The sequence below is a fragment of the Devosia ginsengisoli genome (assembly GCF_007859655.1).
GTDB lineage: Bacteria > Pseudomonadota > Alphaproteobacteria > Rhizobiales > Devosiaceae > Devosia > Devosia ginsengisoli.
The window spans coordinates 4,210,659-4,225,919 of sequence record NZ_CP042304.1; the positions used below are offsets into that span (position 1 = coordinate 4,210,659).

At 63.8% G+C, this 15,261-nt stretch carries 14 protein-coding genes and 1 pseudogene; 6 read left to right on the forward strand and 9 right to left on the reverse strand.

Annotated elements, in window-relative coordinates:
- The first annotated feature begins 19 nt into the window (after positions 1-19).
- The 3 genes from FPZ08_RS20530 to FPZ08_RS20540 are packed head-to-tail and all read left to right on the forward strand — an operon-like array spanning position 20 to position 2,392.
- Positions 20-928, forward strand: coding sequence for a branched-chain amino acid ABC transporter permease (locus tag FPZ08_RS20530; protein ID WP_246132940.1), 909 nt, complete (start codon positions 20-22; stop codon positions 926-928).
- Entirely contained in the window at positions 928-1,686 is a 759-nt protein-coding gene (locus tag FPZ08_RS20535; RefSeq protein WP_146292408.1) for an ABC transporter ATP-binding protein, read from the forward strand. Before FPZ08_RS20530 ends, FPZ08_RS20535 begins: the two co-directional genes overlap by 1 nt.
- Positions 1,679-2,392, forward strand: a complete 714-nt coding sequence (locus tag FPZ08_RS20540; protein ID WP_146292410.1) for an ABC transporter ATP-binding protein — start codon at positions 1,679-1,681, stop codon at positions 2,390-2,392. The genes FPZ08_RS20535 and FPZ08_RS20540 overlap by 8 nt, the downstream gene beginning before the upstream one ends.
- A 208-nt stretch (positions 2,393-2,600) precedes the next feature.
- Here the strand turns inward: FPZ08_RS20540 and FPZ08_RS20545 are convergent, their stop codons facing one another.
- The 3 genes from FPZ08_RS20545 to FPZ08_RS22520 all read right to left on the reverse strand — a co-directional run bounded on the left by FPZ08_RS20545 (position 2,601) and on the right by FPZ08_RS22520 (position 4,762).
- Positions 2,601-3,725 carry a 5-methyltetrahydropteroyltriglutamate--homocysteine S-methyltransferase gene (locus FPZ08_RS20545; protein ID WP_146292412.1) on the reverse strand — a complete coding sequence of 375 codons (1,125 nt, stop codon included), beginning with the start codon at positions 3,723-3,725 and terminating at the stop codon, positions 2,601-2,603.
- Positions 3,726-3,840: 115 nt separating this feature from the next.
- A complete protein-coding gene (locus FPZ08_RS22515) occupies positions 3,841-4,257 on the reverse strand; it encodes a methylenetetrahydrofolate reductase (protein WP_246132742.1) in 417 nt (138 codons plus the stop codon).
- Positions 4,220-4,762, reverse strand: coding sequence for a hypothetical protein (locus FPZ08_RS22520; RefSeq protein WP_246132743.1), 543 nt, complete (start codon positions 4,760-4,762; stop codon positions 4,220-4,222). Before FPZ08_RS22520 ends, FPZ08_RS22515 begins: the two co-directional genes overlap by 38 nt.
- A 212-nt stretch (positions 4,763-4,974) precedes the next feature.
- Here FPZ08_RS22520 and FPZ08_RS20555 point away from each other — a divergent pair.
- The 3 genes and pseudogenes from FPZ08_RS20555 (at position 4,975) to FPZ08_RS20565 (ending at position 7,651) form a co-directional block, all read left to right on the forward strand.
- Positions 4,975-5,933: pseudogene (locus FPZ08_RS20555) on the forward strand (VOC family protein).
- On the forward strand, positions 5,930-6,787 hold the full coding sequence (gene purU, locus FPZ08_RS20560) for a formyltetrahydrofolate deformylase (protein WP_146293367.1): 858 nt from the start codon (positions 5,930-5,932) through the stop codon (positions 6,785-6,787). Before FPZ08_RS20555 ends, purU begins: the two are co-directional and overlap by 4 nt.
- A 12-nt stretch (positions 6,788-6,799) precedes the next feature.
- Positions 6,800-7,651, forward strand: coding sequence for an NAD(P)-dependent oxidoreductase (locus tag FPZ08_RS20565; RefSeq protein WP_146292414.1), 852 nt, complete (start codon positions 6,800-6,802; stop codon positions 7,649-7,651).
- A 156-nt stretch (positions 7,652-7,807) separates the two neighbouring features.
- Here the strand turns inward: FPZ08_RS20565 and FPZ08_RS20570 are convergent, their stop codons facing one another.
- The 6 genes from FPZ08_RS20570 to FPZ08_RS20595 form a co-directional block, all read right to left on the reverse strand.
- Complete coding sequence (locus FPZ08_RS20570) at positions 7,808-9,820, reverse strand: beta-N-acetylhexosaminidase (protein WP_146292416.1); 2,013 nt, start codon at positions 9,818-9,820, stop codon at positions 7,808-7,810.
- A 165-nt stretch (positions 9,821-9,985) separates the two neighbouring features.
- Positions 9,986-10,852, reverse strand: a complete 867-nt coding sequence (locus FPZ08_RS20575; protein ID WP_146292418.1) for a MurR/RpiR family transcriptional regulator — start codon at positions 10,850-10,852, stop codon at positions 9,986-9,988.
- 27 nt (positions 10,853-10,879) lie between these two features.
- A complete protein-coding gene (locus FPZ08_RS20580; RefSeq protein ID WP_146292420.1) occupies positions 10,880-11,962 on the reverse strand; it encodes an ABC transporter ATP-binding protein in 1,083 nt (360 codons plus the stop codon).
- Between the two features lie 166 nt (positions 11,963-12,128).
- Complete coding sequence (locus tag FPZ08_RS20585) at positions 12,129-13,349, reverse strand: ABC transporter substrate-binding protein (protein ID WP_186767111.1); 1,221 nt, start codon at positions 13,347-13,349, stop codon at positions 12,129-12,131.
- A gap of 71 nt (positions 13,350-13,420) precedes the next feature.
- Positions 13,421-14,305, reverse strand: a complete 885-nt coding sequence (locus FPZ08_RS20590) for a carbohydrate ABC transporter permease (protein ID WP_425457615.1) — start codon at positions 14,303-14,305, stop codon at positions 13,421-13,423.
- A gap of 65 nt (positions 14,306-14,370) precedes the next feature.
- Complete coding sequence (locus FPZ08_RS20595; protein ID WP_146292422.1) at positions 14,371-15,258, reverse strand: carbohydrate ABC transporter permease; 888 nt, start codon at positions 15,256-15,258, stop codon at positions 14,371-14,373.
- Positions 15,259-15,261 lie beyond the last annotated feature (3 nt).

Genomic DNA, 15,261 nt, shown 5'->3' on the forward strand with positions numbered 1-15,261 from the left:
CTGGTCGCCGTTCGAAATCCTGTTCTGGCTCGCGGCCCTGCTGCCCTTCATCCTGTTCCCCACCTATCTGCCGCTGGCCAGCCAGATCGCCATTGCCGCGCTCTTCGCCATCTCGGTCGATCTGATCCTGGGCTATGCCGGCATCGTCACGCTGGGCCACGCCATGTTCTTTGGCCTCGGCGCCTACTTTGCCGGCGTCATCAGCGTGCGCGGTTGGGGCGAGCCGATTTCCGGCCTGCTGATGGCGGGCCTCTTTGCCGGCGTCATCGGCTATATCGTGAGCTTCCTCATCACCCGCGTGCAGCATCTGGCGCTGATCATGGTCACGCTCGGCCTGGGCTTCCTCACCTATGAACTGGCCAATGCCCTGCCCTGGCTGACCGGCGGCACCGATGGCCTGCGCGGCATCCGCACCTGGCCCATTTTCGGCCAGTTCAAATTCGATCTCTGGGGCTATACCGGCTATGCCTATGCCCTGGCCGTGCTGTTCCTCTGCTTCCTGCTGAGCCGGCGGCTGGTCAATTCCAGCTTCGGCCTGGCCCTGCGCGGCATCCGCGAAAACGTCAAGCGCATGCCCGCCATCGGCGCCGACCACAAGGGCCATCTCCGGCTCATCTACGCCATCTCGGCGTCGATCGCCGGTCTGGCCGGTGCGCTGATGGCGCAGACCACCAATACGGTGGCGCTGGATTCCCTCAGCTTCGAGCGCTCCGCCGACGTCGTCGTCATGCTCATCCTGGGCGGCACCGGGCGGCTCTATGGCGCTATTCTGGGCACCATCATTTTCCTCGTGGCGCGCGACCAACTGGCGGGCATCAATCCGCAATACTGGTATTTCGGCATCGGCATCCTGCTGATGGTCGTCGTGCTCTTCATGCCCAAGGGCATTCTGGGCTTCCTCGCCCGCATCGTGGAGCGGCGCAAATGATGGCCGAGCCAGACATCGTATTGCGCGCCGAAGCGCTCCGGAAGAATTTCGGCAAGCTCGAAGTCACCCGCGATGTGGCCCTGGCTTTGCCGCGCGGCGCCCGCCACGCCCTGATCGGCCCCAATGGTGCCGGCAAGACCACGCTGATCAACCTGCTCACCGGCCAGTTGAAGCCCGATGCCGGCCGCATTGAACTCGAAGGCGGCGACATCACCAGCCTCGCCCCGGCCCATCGCGTGCGCCGCGGCCTCAGCCGCACCTTTCAGATCAATACGCTCTTCCCCGATCTTACCCCCATCGAGGCGGTCACCCTGGCGGTGATGGAGCGCGAGCGCACCGCCGGCCAGTTCTGGAAGCGGCTCGCCGCCCATGGCGATGCCATCGAGGAGAGCTTCACCATCCTCTCCCAGCTCGGCCTCGCCGATGTGGCCACCCGCACCACCCGCACTCTGCCCTACGGCCAGCAGCGCCTGCTCGAAATCGCCCTGGCCCTGGCCACCCGCCCGCGCGTCCTGCTGCTCGACGAGCCGGCGGCCGGCGTGCCCAAGGATGAAAGCGCGGCCCTCTTCTCGGTCATATCGGCGCTGCCATCCGACATTTCCGTGCTCTTCATCGAGCACGACATGGACATCGTCTTCAAATTCGCCACCCGTATCATCGTGCTGGTGGGCGGCGGCGTCCTGCTCGAAGCCGATCCCGAAACCGTGCGCAGCGACCCACGCGTGCGCGAGGTCTATCTGGGGCATGGACATGGCTGAGCCGCTGCTAGAATTCCGCGACGTCCGCTCCGGCTATGGCGAAGCCGTCGTGCTCGACGGCATTTCCTTCGCCTTGCCGGCCAATGGGAGTCTGGCTCTGCTCGGCCGCAACGGCGTGGGCAAGACCACGCTCCTGCTCACCGCCATGGGCTTCGTCTCCGTCGCCCGCGGGTCGATCCACTGGCGCGGCCAGGACATCTCCCGCCTCGCCCCGCATAAACGCGCCCGCCTCGGCCTAGGCTGGGTGGCGCAGGAGCGCGATATCTTCCCCTCGCTCTCTGTCGAGGAAAACCTCACCGTCATCGCCCGCCCCGGCCGCTGGAATCTCACCGCCATCTACGCGCTCTTCCCGCGCCTCGCCGACCGTCGCGCCAATATGGGCAACCAGCTCTCCGGCGGCGAACAGCAGATGCTCGCCATCGCCCGCACCCTGATGACCAATCCGTCCGTGCTGCTGCTCGACGAACCCTTCGAGGGCTTGGCCCCCATCATCGTGGAAGAACTCACCGGTGCTGTCCGCCAGATGGCCGCCGACGAGGGCATTGCCCTCGTGCTGGTCGAACAACACGCCGAAGTCGCCCTGCGCCTGACGCAGGACGCCATCATCCTCGAACGCGGCATGATCGCCCACAGGGCGAAGTCGGCGGACCTGCTGCGGGATAATGCCACGCTGGAGCGCTATCTGGGGTTGAAGCTGGGGGCTTAGGACTATTCACCTGCCTCCCACCGGGTCATTCCCGCCTGCGCGGGAATGACGCCGTGAATGGGACTCTGTTCTACCGCACTCGCCCCACACTCAATCGTCACCCTCGGGCTTGACCCGAGGGCCCTATACTTGACGAACGCACCGCAAGTGCAGACCCCTCGGGTCAAGCCCGAGGGTGACGCGCGGTGGGCTAACGTCCAGCCCCAGCTTACACCGAACCCCAGATCGCCTCGGCCGTCTTCACCACGAGTTCCAGCTTCCGCTTCTGGTCATCCACGGTAATCGCGTTGCCCTCTTCGGTGGACGAAAACCCGCATTGCGGTGCAATCCCCATCTGCTCCAGATCGGCAAACTTGCCCGCCTCGTCGAATTTCCGGCGCAGGCTGTCCACGTCCTCGAGTTCACCCACCTTCGTGGTGATGAAGCCCGGCATCACCCGCTTGCTCCCCTTGGGCAACAGCCGCAACGGATCGAGTCCGCCGGCGCGCTCGGTGTCATATTCCATGAAATAGATATCGACGCCGGTCTTGTTGAACACGGCATCGGCCGCCGGGTCATAAGCACCTTCGGCAATCCAGGTCGATTTGAAATTGCCCCGGCACATATGCATGCCGATCACCATGTCGTCCGGCCGCCCGTCGATCGCGTCATGCATCATCTTGGCATAGCTTTCGATCAGCCAATCAGGATCGAGCCCCTGCGCCTGCTTCTCGGCGCGGATCTTGGGGTCGCACAGATAGGCAAAGAAAATATCGTCCATCTGCAGATAGCGGCAACCCGCGTCGTAAAACGCCTGCACGGCCTTCTTGTAGGCCTTGGACAGGTCGGCGAACAGCAGCTCGAGATCGTCGCGATAGGGCTTGTGGCCGATATCGTCATTGGCGACGCGGAAATGGCAGCAGCTCGGTCCCGGAATCGAGATTTTCGGCATCACGCTGGTATTGGCCGCCACGAACTTGAAATGTTCCAGCATCGGATGGTCTGCGGGAAAATCCACCGGTCCGGTAATGGTCGGGAAAATCGGCCGCGTATTGGCGCCCTTGAAATTGTGGCCGGTAGCCACATCGCGCTCGACAAACTTGAAGCCCTCAAGCTCCTGCATGAAATCGTAGTGCCAGAACGAGCGGCGGATTTCCCCGTCGGTCACCACGGGCAGGCCCACATCCTGCTGCAGCTTGATGGCGTCGCGGATCGCCGCGTCTTCCACAGCGGCCAGTTCCTCGCGCGGAATGGCCTTCTCATCGAAATAGCGATGCCGCGCCTCCTTCACCGCCGAATTGCGCAGCAGCGATCCGACATGGTCGGCACGGAAAGGGGGGCGGGCAGTGGTCATCGTTGAGTCTCCTGATGCGGCGCAGTCCTGCCTGTTCGTGTACACAGGCCGAGGCCTGCTCGGCAAGTATCAACGCCGCTTCAGCGCCCAATCCATGTCGAATGTATACGCCGCCTCAGTTGGCTTCCAGCATCGCCTCTTCCGCCACATGCCGGTTCATCCACTCGGCAGCCGTCTTGATCCCGCCCAGCGGGAACACATGCAACTGGCTGATCAGGCTATCGGGATGCCGCGCCATATAGTCGGCAAACCCGGCCACCACCTCGGTCGGCTCATACGGCATCAGCAATCGCGTCACGTCGCGCGCCCGCTTCTGCAACACGCTGACCGACGGCCCAACCCCGCAGCTCAGCGCAAACTGGATCAGTGTCTGTAGCTTGGCCGGCCCGGCAATGCCGGCATGAATCGGCAGCGTCACGCCCATATCGGCAATGCGCTCGGCCCATGCTGTCACCGCCCGCGTGTCGAAGGCAAATTGTGTCACGATGGCCATGTCAGCATCGGTGCGCGTCGAAAAATCCTGCTTGAACATCAGCGCGCCATCGACATTGGCGGTGCTGTCCCCCTGGTCGATGTCCCTGTTCCCCTCGGGATGCCCCGCCACATGCAATCGGGTAAAGCCGTGCCGGTCGAACAGTCCCGTCTCGATCAACTGGATCGAAGAGTGGAAATCCCCCCACCGGCGCCGCATTGCCTCCGCCCAGCAATAGCGCCCGGCTAACGCCCGCCTCGTCGCGATAGCGCCTGATCCAGTCCTCCAGCATGGCCCGGTCGGCAATGCCCCGTGCCGGAAAATGCGGCATCACGGCAAAGCCCTCGTCATGCAGCCGCCGCGCCGTCGCCACCATGTCCTCAATCGGGGTGCCGGCAATATGGGCCACATAGACCAGCGTACCTTCAGGCAGCAGCGCCCGGAAGTTCTCCACCTTGGCAGCAGTACGCGGCATGACCTCGATGGACCAGCCGCCGATCGCATCGGCAATGCGCGCCTGTGGTGCCAGCGCGTCCCGCCGCATATCGAAATTCAGCAGTGCCATACCGATCCTCCTTGCTCGCATTATGTATACATAGTGATTGCGAGTCGAATCAAGAAGAGTCGAAAAACCGCCGATATCAGGCAAATTCAGCAATAGACAGCCGTTGCAACCCTCTATGCGATATCGCATAGTGCATACACAAGGCCGCGCAAAACACGCCCAAAGGGCGGGCCGCTGCATTCCGCGCGCGGGGGATAAGGGAGGAAATTGCCATGGCCGAGCCGTGTTTCGACGTCGCCCATCTCGGCCATATCGAGCTCTATACCGACCGGTTCGAGGAAAGTCTCGATTTCTTCACCCGCGTCTACGGGCTGACACCGAGCCTGGTCGAGGATGGCGTCGCCTGGCTGCGCGCCTTCGACGATTATGAATTCCACACGCTCAAGCTCACCCGCCACCACACGACCGGCATCGGCCATGTTGGCTACCGCACCTCATCGCCCGAGGCGCTGGAGCGGCGGGTCAAGGTCATCGAGGCCATGGGCTGCGCCATCGGCTGGGTCGACGGCGATCGCGGCCACGGCCGCGCCTTCCGCTTCACCGATCCCGACGGTCACATTTTCGAGCTCTATTACGACACACGCGTCTATGAAGCGCCGCCCGAAGAGCGCCCGGCGCTCAAGAATATCGCCCAGCGCTACCATGGCCGCGGCTGCTCACCCCGCCGCCTCGACCATTTCAACCTGCTCGCCAAAGACGTGCGTGCCATCAAGGCCTTCATGACCGAGGCCCTGGGCAGCCGCGTCACCGAGCAAATCCTGCTCGACAACGGGCGCCTCGGCGGCTGCTGGTTCACCGTCAACAACAAGAGCTATGACGTCGCCTATTCGGAAGATCACACCGGCGAAACCGGTCGCTTCCACCACGTCACCTATGCCGTGGACCAGCGCGAGGACATTTTGCGCGCCGCCGATATCTTCCTCGAAAACGGCGTCCATATCGAAACCGGCCCACACAAGCACGCCATCCAGGGCACCTTCTTCCTCTATGTCTGGGAGCCGGCGGGCAACCGTGTCGAACTGGCCAATGCCGGGGCACGGCTGATCCTGCGGCCCGATTGGCCCACCGTGACCTGGACCGAAACCGAGCGAAAAAGGGCCAGGCCTGGGGCCTCAAGACCATCGACACCTTCCACACCCATGGCACGCCCCCCGTGGGCAAAAGGGGCTGACCACAGTGACCGACTACATTCTCACCCTGCGATGCAGCAATCGCAGCGGCATCGTGGCGGCCGTGGCCGCGCGCATCGCCAGCCATGGCGGGGATATTTTCGAGGCGCACCAGTTCGACGATCCGGCCACCGGCATGTTCTTCATGCGCGTCGGCTTTTCCATGGCCGCATCCGAGGCCGATTTCCGCGCCGGCATCGCCGCGGAAGTAGCCAGCCTCAGGCTCGATTTCTCGCTGCGCCCCGCCGGGCAGAAGCGCAAGGTGCTGTTCCTCGTCTCCAAATTCGATCACTGCCTGGGCGACCTGCTCTATCGCATGCGCATCGGCGAGCTGCATATCGAGGCGGTGGGCATCGTCAGCAATCACCCGCGTGAGGCCCTGAACCTCACCCTGATGGAAGGCATTCCCTATCACTATCGCCCGGTGACGAAAGAAACCAAGGCCGAGCAGGAAGCCTGGGTCAAATCCATCATCGAACAGACCGGCGCCGAACTGGTCGTGCTGGCCCGCTACATGCAAATCCTCTCCGACGATTTCTCCGCCTATCTCGCCGGTCGCTGCATCAATATCCACCATTCCTTCCTACCCGGCTTCAAGGGCGCAAAACCCTATCATCAGGCCCACGAGCGCGGCGTGAAGATGATCGGCGCCACCGCCCATTACGTCACCGCCGACCTCGATGAAGGCCCCATTATCTGCCAGGATGTCGAGCCGGTGAGCCATGCCGATACGCCCGACGATCTGGTGCGCAAGGGCCGCGACATCGAACGCCGCGTCCTCGCCCGCGCCGTCGCCTGGCACCTGCAGGATCGCGTGCTGATTAACAAGCACAAGACCGTGGTATTCCAGCACTAGCAGGAGGTGCAGGTGAAAATCGGATTCCTCGGATATGGCGAAGCGGCCCGGGCCTTTCACGATGGCCTGGCCCGGTCAGTGCTGGCCTATGACATCCTGCTCGACCAGGATGATGGCGCCATGCGCGAGGCGATGAAACTGCGCGGCGCCATGCCCGTCGCCATCGCCGGCCTTGCCGAAGCCGATTGGATTTTCAGCGCCGTCACCGCCGATCAAAGCCTGCTCGCCGTCACCCCTCTATTGCCCCATCTGCGGCAGGGCCAGGTCCTCATCGACATCAACTCCGTCTCCCCCACCCGCAAGCGTGAAACGGCAGCGGCGGTCGAAGCGGCCGGCGCGCACTATCTCGACATGGCCGTCATGGCCCCGGTCCACCCCAAAAAGCATGCCACGCCCGTCCTGCTGGCCGGCGCGCCCGCCGAAACCCTCCTGCCGCAATTGCTGGCTCTGGGCTTTTCCGCCAGCGTGGTCGGGCCCGAGCCGGGCGCGGCCACCGCCATCAAGATGGTGCGCTCGCTCTTCGTCAAAGGCCTCGAAGCTATCACCGTCGAAACCCTGCTGGCCGCCCGCGCCTCGGGCTGCTTCGACGAGATTTATGCCTCGCTCTCTGCATCTTTTCCGGGCCTCGATTGGTCGCGCTTCGCCGCCTACCAGTTCGAGCGCACCACGCGCCACGGCCACCGCCGCGCCGCCGAAATGCGCGAAAGCGGTTTTACGCTCGATGCCTTGGGCCTGCATGGCGCCCTGGCCCGCGAAATCGCCGCCATACAGGACGCCATGAGCCAAGCCGGCCCTATCCCCGAAGCGCCACTGGCCGAAACCGTGCAATCCATCCTAGCCAAGCGCACAGGAGAGGGCGGCTGAACGTCCCTGATCATGGCGATATCCTCGGCTCCAGCCCACCCTCCCCCTTGAGGGGAGGGTAGCGCCGCCTGGCCCGCAGGGCCTTGGCAGAGCTAGGGAGGGGGTGTCGAAGCTTCATCTGGCATCGAATAGTGACCGGAGCCACCCAGCTCCACCTCACTCCGCCGCCCAGTTCCCATACATAATCGGCATAGTGCCCACGAGCGACTTGAACCGGTTCCAGCTCTTGCGCTCGGGCAGGGTCCAGCCCGCCTCGGCCACGGCCGAAAGCCGCGGAAACACCAGCCGGTCGAAAATGGCGCGGTCGGTCATGCTCTCGCTCCAGATACAGGCCTGAACGCCCAGCAGATGCTTGAGCCCCTGTTCCGACATGCCTTCACGGCTTTCGAACTCATAGGTTTCCTGCGGCCCCGACCAGCCGGCCCAGCCGGCGCCCGGCTCGGCCCAGGCCACGCCATTGGCCATGTCGAGATAATAGCGCTGCCCGGGCGACACCACGATGTCATAGCCCCGTTCCGCCAGTTCGGCATTGATCTCCACATTGCGCCAGCCGATGACGAAGGCCTTGTCCTTGTCGACGGCATCGCCATGCGCGGCCTCTTCCCATCCACCGGTTATAGCGCCCTTCTTCTTGATGATCTCATGCACCCGGCGAATAAACGCCGCCTGGATCAGCGCCGTGGGCGAGCCCTCGATCTCGTCGGCCCCGCCATGATTGCCGAGCTGGTTGAACTGCCGCTCATGCTTCTTGCGCATCTCGCTGCCGCCGAGCTTTTCGATCATGTCGAGCGCCAGCGGCGACCCCGACCAGGCGGCCAGCGGCACCTCGTCGGCCCCCAGATGGAATATCCCCGCCGGGAACAGCTCCAGCACCTCGTCGACCACCTTTTCGACAAAGGCATAGACCGGCTCATGCGCCGGATTCAGGCTGTTATTGGGAAAGCCCTGCACCGACTGGTATTCGCCGGTCTCGTTGGGGTCGCGCAATTCCGGCAGCGCCTGCAGCGCGGCATAGAAGTGACCCGGCATGTCGATTTCGGGGATGACCGAGATGGCGAGGCTGTCGGCCAGGGCCACGATTTCGCGGATGACCGCCTTGGAATAATAGCCGCCCGTCGGATGCGGCCCCGACCCCAGCAGTGGCGGCAGCGCCTTGCCATGGCCGCGCCAGGCGCCGATTTCGGTGAGCTGCGGATAGGCGGATATCTCGACGCGCCACGCTTCGTCTTCGCTCAGGTGCCAGTGGAACTTGTTGAGCTTGTTCCACGCCATCAACTGGATCAGCCGGCTGACTTCCGCGCCCGAATAGAACTGGCGCGCCACATCGAGATGGCAGCCGCGATAGGCAAAGCCCGGCTCGTCCGCAATCACGCCGCCGGTCGGAAAGACGAAAGTCTGCGGATACTGCCTGGCCCCGCGCAGGATATGCCCCAGCGTCACCAGCCCATAGAACATGCCCTGCCGCGTGCTGGCTTCCACGCTGGCGCCGTTTTCCGCAAAGCTCAACTCATAGGCCTCCGCGCCCAGCCCAGCCTTGTGCCGAATGGCCACCGGCATGCCCGCTTCCGAGGCCGGGCGCACCAGCCCTTCCACCGCAAAAAGGTCCGCGACGAGCCCTGCAAAACCCGCCGCCGCCTTGCCGGCCTCGCTGCCCTCGGGCTTCAGGTCGAGACCCGGAGGCGCCGTGCGAGCCCCCGTAGTGGCCACCGATTTCGGCCAGGGAATGATCGAAACCGCCACCGGCGCCTTGGCCGGCACCGGGAATTTCGCCGCGCCCTTGAGCAGTGGCGAATTGTGCCCCTTGGCCTGAGTGGGCGCCGTCGCCAGCGTCACGATCGTGCCGTCACCCAGCGCCACATAGCCGCTATTGGCCCCGTCGCTCCAATGCCGCAAACCATAGGACAGCCCGCGCGCGGTGGATTTCCAGGTCTGCCCCGGCTCCAGCACGAAACCATCGGGCGGCGCGATCAGCGTGTGGTTGGACAGGCGCTTGACCAGCTTGCCATTCTCCAGCGTCGCATGCGGATCGATGCGCGCCGGCCCCGAAAAGCCGAGCTGGAAATTGCTGACCGGCGCATCGCCGGTATTGGTCAGCTCGATCCCATAACCGAGCGGTTCGCCATCCTTGGCGGGGGTCCAGGTGGTGACGAGGGAAAAGGCGATGGTCATGGGAAAACTCGTTGTGAATTTGTGGACACGCCCTCGTGGTTCGAGGCTCGTGAAGAACTCGCACCTCACCATGAGGGCTACTCTGAGTGAGGCGCTTCAGTAGCCCTCATGGTGAGGCGGGAGCGTAGCGACCCTCGAACCACGAGGGCGTGGCACGGTTGGTGTTCAATCCCCCAGCGGCTGGGCGTCGTCGCCGTCGCGGTTGACGACGAGCTGGTGCTTGATGCGGCGCATGCTGGCAATGGCGGGCGAGCCCAGCCGCGTGGCCACGGTCTGGGCGAGAATGTCCACTGCGGCGAGCAGCGCATAGCGGCCGGGTGTCGGCCGCAATATGTCCGGATTGTCGCGCCGGTCGATCGGCAGCAGGATATCGGCCTGCTCGGCCATGGATGAATGCGAGCGGGTGATGACAATGCGCGTATGGCCATATTCGCCAGCCACGCTCATCGCCCGCACCAGCGGCAAATTGTTGCCCGACAGCGAGAAGGCGAGGATGACCGTGCCCGACGGCGAGGACGCCGCCCGCATCATCTGCACCTGATGGTCGGTAGACGAGGCGATCTTGAGGCCCAGCCGGAACAGCCGAACCTCGGTTTCGGTCGCCACCATGGATGACGAGCCGCCCGAGCCGAAAGCCAGCACGAAGCCGGCCTTGACGATGCTCTCGGCAGCCCGCTCCACCGCATCGAAATCGAGATGGTCGAAGGTCTCGTATATGGTCGACTGGATGCCGTTGACCACGCCCTGGGCGATTTCCCTTACGCTGGACGGGCCCGCCGCCGGGGCGAAATAGCGCTGGCCGACAAAGCGCGACTGGGCCAGTCGCACCTTGAAATCCGCATAGCTGTCGCAGCCCAGCCGCCGGCAGAAGCGGGTCACCGTAGGCGGAGACACATCGGCCTGCGCCGCCAGGTCGACAATGCTCATCTTGAGCACGCTGTCGACATCGGCCAGCACGATTTCGGTCAAGGCGCGTTCGGAGCGGGTGAACTCGTTCTTCTCGGTCTGCAGCAGGCCGACAATGTCCAGCATGGTTTCCCCTCCGTGGCGGTCTGGTGGCTAGTAGGCCGCCAGCCCCGCCTGGTCAAAGAGGTGGACCTGATCCAGCGCGAAGCTGATCTCGAGCTTCTGGCCCTCGGGCACGTTGGGGTCGCCCTCGAACAGGCCGATGAAATTCTCGCCACCCGGCAGTGTCGAATAGGTGACCGTATGGATGCCGAGCTGCTCGACGATATTGGGGATGACACCAAGGGTGAACTCGCCCTCGCTCTTGCCCAGATGCAGGTGTTCGGGGCGAATGCCGATGGTGACGGTCTGGCCGGCAATGGCCTTGGACTGGCGCGGCAGGCTGATCGTGCCCAATTCGCCCAAGTCGATCACGGCCGTCGTGCCATCGGCCGAGCTGACCGTGCCATTGATGAAGTTCATCTTGGGCGAGCCGATAAAGCCGGCCACGAACAGGTTGTCGGGCTTGTGGTAAAGCTGCAGGGGCGAGCCGACCTGGGAAATCGTGCCGGCATCGAGCACCACGATCTTGTCGGCCATGGTCATGGCCTCGACCTGGTCGTGCGTGACATAGATCATGGTCGAGCCGAGGCGCTTGTGCAGCTCCATCAGCTCGATGCGCATCTCCGAGCGGAGTGCGGCGTCGAGGTTGGAAAGCGGCTCGTCGAACAGGAAAATCCGCGGCTGCCGTACGATGGCGCGGCCGATGGCGACGCGCTGGCGCTGCCCGCCGCTGAGCGTGCCGGGGCGCTGCTGCAGGCGGGATTCGAGCTGCAGCACCTTGGCCGCGGCATCGACACGCTTGTCGACCTCGGCCTGGGGCAGGCGCTCGACGCGCAGCGGAAAGGCGATGTTTTCGTAGACCGTCATATGCGGGTAGAGCGCGTAGCTCTGGAACACCATGGCGATGCCGCGCTGCACCGGGGGCAGGTCGTTGACGATGCGGCCGCCGATCTCGATTTCGCCGGCGCTGACCTCTTCCAGGCCCGCAATCATGCGCAGCAGGGTGGATTTGCCGCAGCCCGACGGGCCGACAAACACCACGAACTCGCCTTCGGAAACTTCGAGGTCGATACCCTTGATGATATGGGCCTCGTTGAAGGACTTTTCCACGCGCTTGAGGCTGAGTTCGGCCATTCTTCGTCTCCGGTCGGCGGGGCTGGTCCCGCGGGCAGGCAAGTAGAGCGCTTCCAGCAAAAGTGGTTTCCGATTTTGCGGTTCGGAAGCGCGACAAACAACGATTAGAGCAATGCTCTAACAGGGTGCCGCCGCCATCCCGAAGGACGGCGACGGCGGGAGGATCTTACTTGTACTGCTCGAGTTCGCCGGCGGCCTTGGTGAGGGCAGCGGCAGGCTCAGCGGTACCGGTCACGACGGACTGGACCATTTCGATCATCACGTTCTGCAGGCCGACATAGTCGGTCAGCAGCGGCTCGGGACCACCGAATTCGATACCGTCGAGGAAGGGCTTCCAGGCGGCATCCGAAGCGATCAGCTCATCGGTCTGCGGCTGCAGCGGACGCAGCGGGGTCAGGCCCTGGGCCATTTCCGCATCCCACTGGCGGGTGCCTTCGGTGATGTACTTGGCGAGGCTGATGGCCTGCTCTTCGACGCCCGTGCCCTTGAACACGGCCAGCGAGTCGGTGATCAGCAGCGTGCCGGGACCCTTGGCCGACGGGCCGAGCGGCAGCGGGGCGACGCCCCAGTTCATGCCGGCTTCGTTGGCGAGGTTACCTGCGTTGAACGAGGCATGGATCATGCCCAGCGTGCCGTCGAGCCAGATGGCGCGCACTTCGTTCTGCTCGTAGGCGGTCGGGCCTTCCTCGGAATAGGCCGAGATGTCGCGCAGGGCGGTCAGGGCTTCGAGGTTCTGCGGGCTGTCGAGCACGATATTGCCGTCGGCATCGATCACCAGGCCGTCATTGGTGTAAACCCAATGGAGGAACTGGTGCATGGTGTTGTCGAAGGTCTTGGCGACCACGCCGAAGCCGTCGAAGTCGGTATTGTCTTCGATCTGCTTGGCGAAGGCGATTTCTTCTTCCCAGGTGGTGGGCGGAACTTCCGGGTCGAGGCCGGCGGCTTCGAACACGTCCTTGTTCCAGAACAGGGCCTTGGTCGAGAACGCGACCGGAATGCCCCACTGGGTGCCGTCGAAGGTCACGGTTTCAGGAACGTAATTGTAGTAGCCGGCCTTTTCCTCGTCGGTCATCGGAATGGGAACGATGAGGTCGTTGAGGGCAAATTGCTTCAGGGTACGCGAGCCGACATAGGCCAGCGCGACCGGGGTGCCGGCGGCGGCGAGCGTGGTCACCTTGTCCTGGCACTGGCCCCAGCCGACGATTTCGGGCTGGACGTCGAAGCCTGGATTGGCCGCTTCCCACTCGGCGATGTAATCCTCGTAACCGGCCGTCAGCGTATCACCGCAGTTGATGAAGCTGATCACCTGGTCCTGGGCAAAGGTAGCGGGGGTCGCGCTGGCCAGGGCCAGGAGCGAAACCGCCGTCAGTCCGATAGTTTTTTTCACGTTAGTCTCCCTTGATTGCGCGTCCGAAGACGCTGTCCCCGGCCGGGATCATAGCCCCGGCCGTGAAGGCACTACTGCTTCACGGCACCGGCGGTGAGGCCGGCGACGAGATAGCGCTGCAGGAACACGATGACGATCATGACCGGCAGGATTCCGATGAAGCTGGCCGCCATCAGTTCGTTCCAGATCACTTCCTGCTTGCCGAAGAAGGCGAACAGGCCGATGGGCAGCGGCATGAACTCGCTGCGCGAGTTGAAGGTCAGCGCGAAGATGAACTGCTGCGCATAGGCGCCGATGAAGGTCATGATGGCGACCACCACGATACCGGGCATGGCCAGCGGCAGCACCACGCGGCGCAGGGTATAGAGCCGGCTGGCGCCATCGACCCAGGCCGCCTCGTCCAGCTCGCGCGGAATGCGCATCATATAGGTGCGCAGCAGCCAGATGGATGACGGGATGAGGAAGGCGGCGCCCGGCACGATCATCGCCCAATAGGTATTGAGCAGGCCCATGGTCCGCATCAGGCGGAACAGCGGAATGAGCAGCACCGCGCCCGAGAACATGTTGACCGCCAGGAACCCGCCCAGCAGCAGCCCCGACCCGGCAAACTGGAAGCGGGCAAAGGCATAGGCCGCCGGCACCACGACGGCGATGACGATCAGCGTGACCACGGTCGAGATGAAGAACGAGTTGAAGATGTACAGCGCCAGCATGGGCACCGATTGCCACATGGTGAAATAGGCTTCGAACGAGCCGTTTTGCGGGATGAAGTTGTAGGGCGTGGAGAAAAGCTGGCTCAGCGGCTTCAGCGACACCAGGAAGCCTTCGATAAACGGCGCCAGCACGAAGAACAGGAACACCGCCATGCCGGCATAGAGCAGCACGATCTCGTACCACTTGTAGCGGTCGATCATCGGCCTGCCGGAGCGGCGCCCGCGCGGGGCGGTCCTGGCCATGGCCTGGGTGGTGGCCGACAGGGACGAGGTCCCCGCCGCGGCTTCGGTGGTGCGGGCGACATCGCTCATTTGGCTTCTCCCTGCTGCAGTCTGCGCACGGCGCGGAAATAGACGATGCAGAACAGCGTGACGAAGAGTGAGATGACCACGGCGCGCGCGGCGCCTTCGCCATATTTGCGGCTGCCCATGGCGGTGTTGTAGGTGTCGATGATCATCGTGGTGGTCGAGCCGGAGGGGCCGCCACGGGTCAGGATGTAGATGATGTCGAAGGAATTGAAGGTGGCGATGAGCGAGAGCAGGCTCATGGTCAGCAAAGCCGGTACCAGCAGGGGCAGGGTGATGCGGCGGAAGCGGTACATGCGGCCGGCGCCATCGGTCCAGGCGGCCTCGTAGAGGTCCTTGGGCACCGATTGCATGGCGGCCAGCATGTAGATGGTCACCATAGGCACGCCGATCCACACGTCGGTGACGATGGTGGCCCAGAAGGCGCTGTCGCCATAGGCCAGGATGGGCCAGGGTTTGCTGAGCAGGCCGAAATTCTGCATCAGCCCCGAAATCATGCCGAACTGGCCGTTATACATCCATGCCCACATATAGATGCCGATGGCCATGGGCACGATCCACGGCGGCATGGTGAGGATGCGGAACACCGATTGTCCGGGAATGGCGGCATTGAGCAGCGAGGCGCCCAGCGTGCCGATGATCATCTTGGCGGCGACCGAGAAGAAGGTCCAGATGAAGGTGCGCAGGATGATTTCGGTGAAATTGCCGGCCCCGAAGATGCGCTCGTAATTGGCCCAGCCGACGAAATCGTAGGTCGGGCGCAAAGCCGCATTGGTGAAGCTCAGCACCACCGTGTCGAACAGCGGATAGGCGACGATGATCAGGATATAGATGAGAGCCGGAGCCAGGAGGGCCAGTGCGAAAAGCGATGCGCTGCGGGTGCCGGTCATCTC

What these genes read in the sequence shown, in the direction of transcription:
- FPZ08_RS20535 (WP_146292408.1), top strand. Translation starts at nt 928, where the DNA reads ATGGCCGAGCCAGACATCGTATTGCGCGCCGAAGCGCTCCGGAAGAAT.
- FPZ08_RS20540 (WP_146292410.1), top strand. Translation starts at nt 1,679, where the DNA reads ATGGCTGAGCCGCTGCTAGAATTCCGCGACGTCCGCTCCGGCTATGGC.
- FPZ08_RS20545 (WP_146292412.1), bottom strand. Translation starts at nt 3,725, where the DNA reads ATGACCACTGCCCGCCCCCCTTTCCGTGCCGACCATGTCGGATCGCTG.
- FPZ08_RS22515 (WP_246132742.1), bottom strand. Translation starts at nt 4,257, where the DNA reads ATGTTCAAGCAGGATTTTTCGACGCGCACCGATGCTGACATGGCCATC.
- FPZ08_RS22520 (WP_246132743.1), bottom strand. Translation starts at nt 4,762, where the DNA reads ATGGCACTGCTGAATTTCGATATGCGGCGGGACGCGCTGGCACCACAG.
- FPZ08_RS20570 (WP_146292416.1), bottom strand. Translation starts at nt 9,820, where the DNA reads ATGACCATCGCCTTTTCCCTCGTCACCACCTGGACCCCCGCCAAGGAT.
- FPZ08_RS20575 (WP_146292418.1), bottom strand. Translation starts at nt 10,852, where the DNA reads ATGCTGGACATTGTCGGCCTGCTGCAGACCGAGAAGAACGAGTTCACC.
- FPZ08_RS20580 (WP_146292420.1), bottom strand. Translation starts at nt 11,962, where the DNA reads ATGGCCGAACTCAGCCTCAAGCGCGTGGAAAAGTCCTTCAACGAGGCC.
- FPZ08_RS20590 (WP_425457615.1), bottom strand. Translation starts at nt 14,305, where the DNA reads ATGGCCAGGACCGCCCCGCGCGGGCGCCGCTCCGGCAGGCCGATGATC.
- FPZ08_RS20595 (WP_146292422.1), bottom strand. Translation starts at nt 15,258, where the DNA reads ATGACCGGCACCCGCAGCGCATCGCTTTTCGCACTGGCCCTCCTGGCT.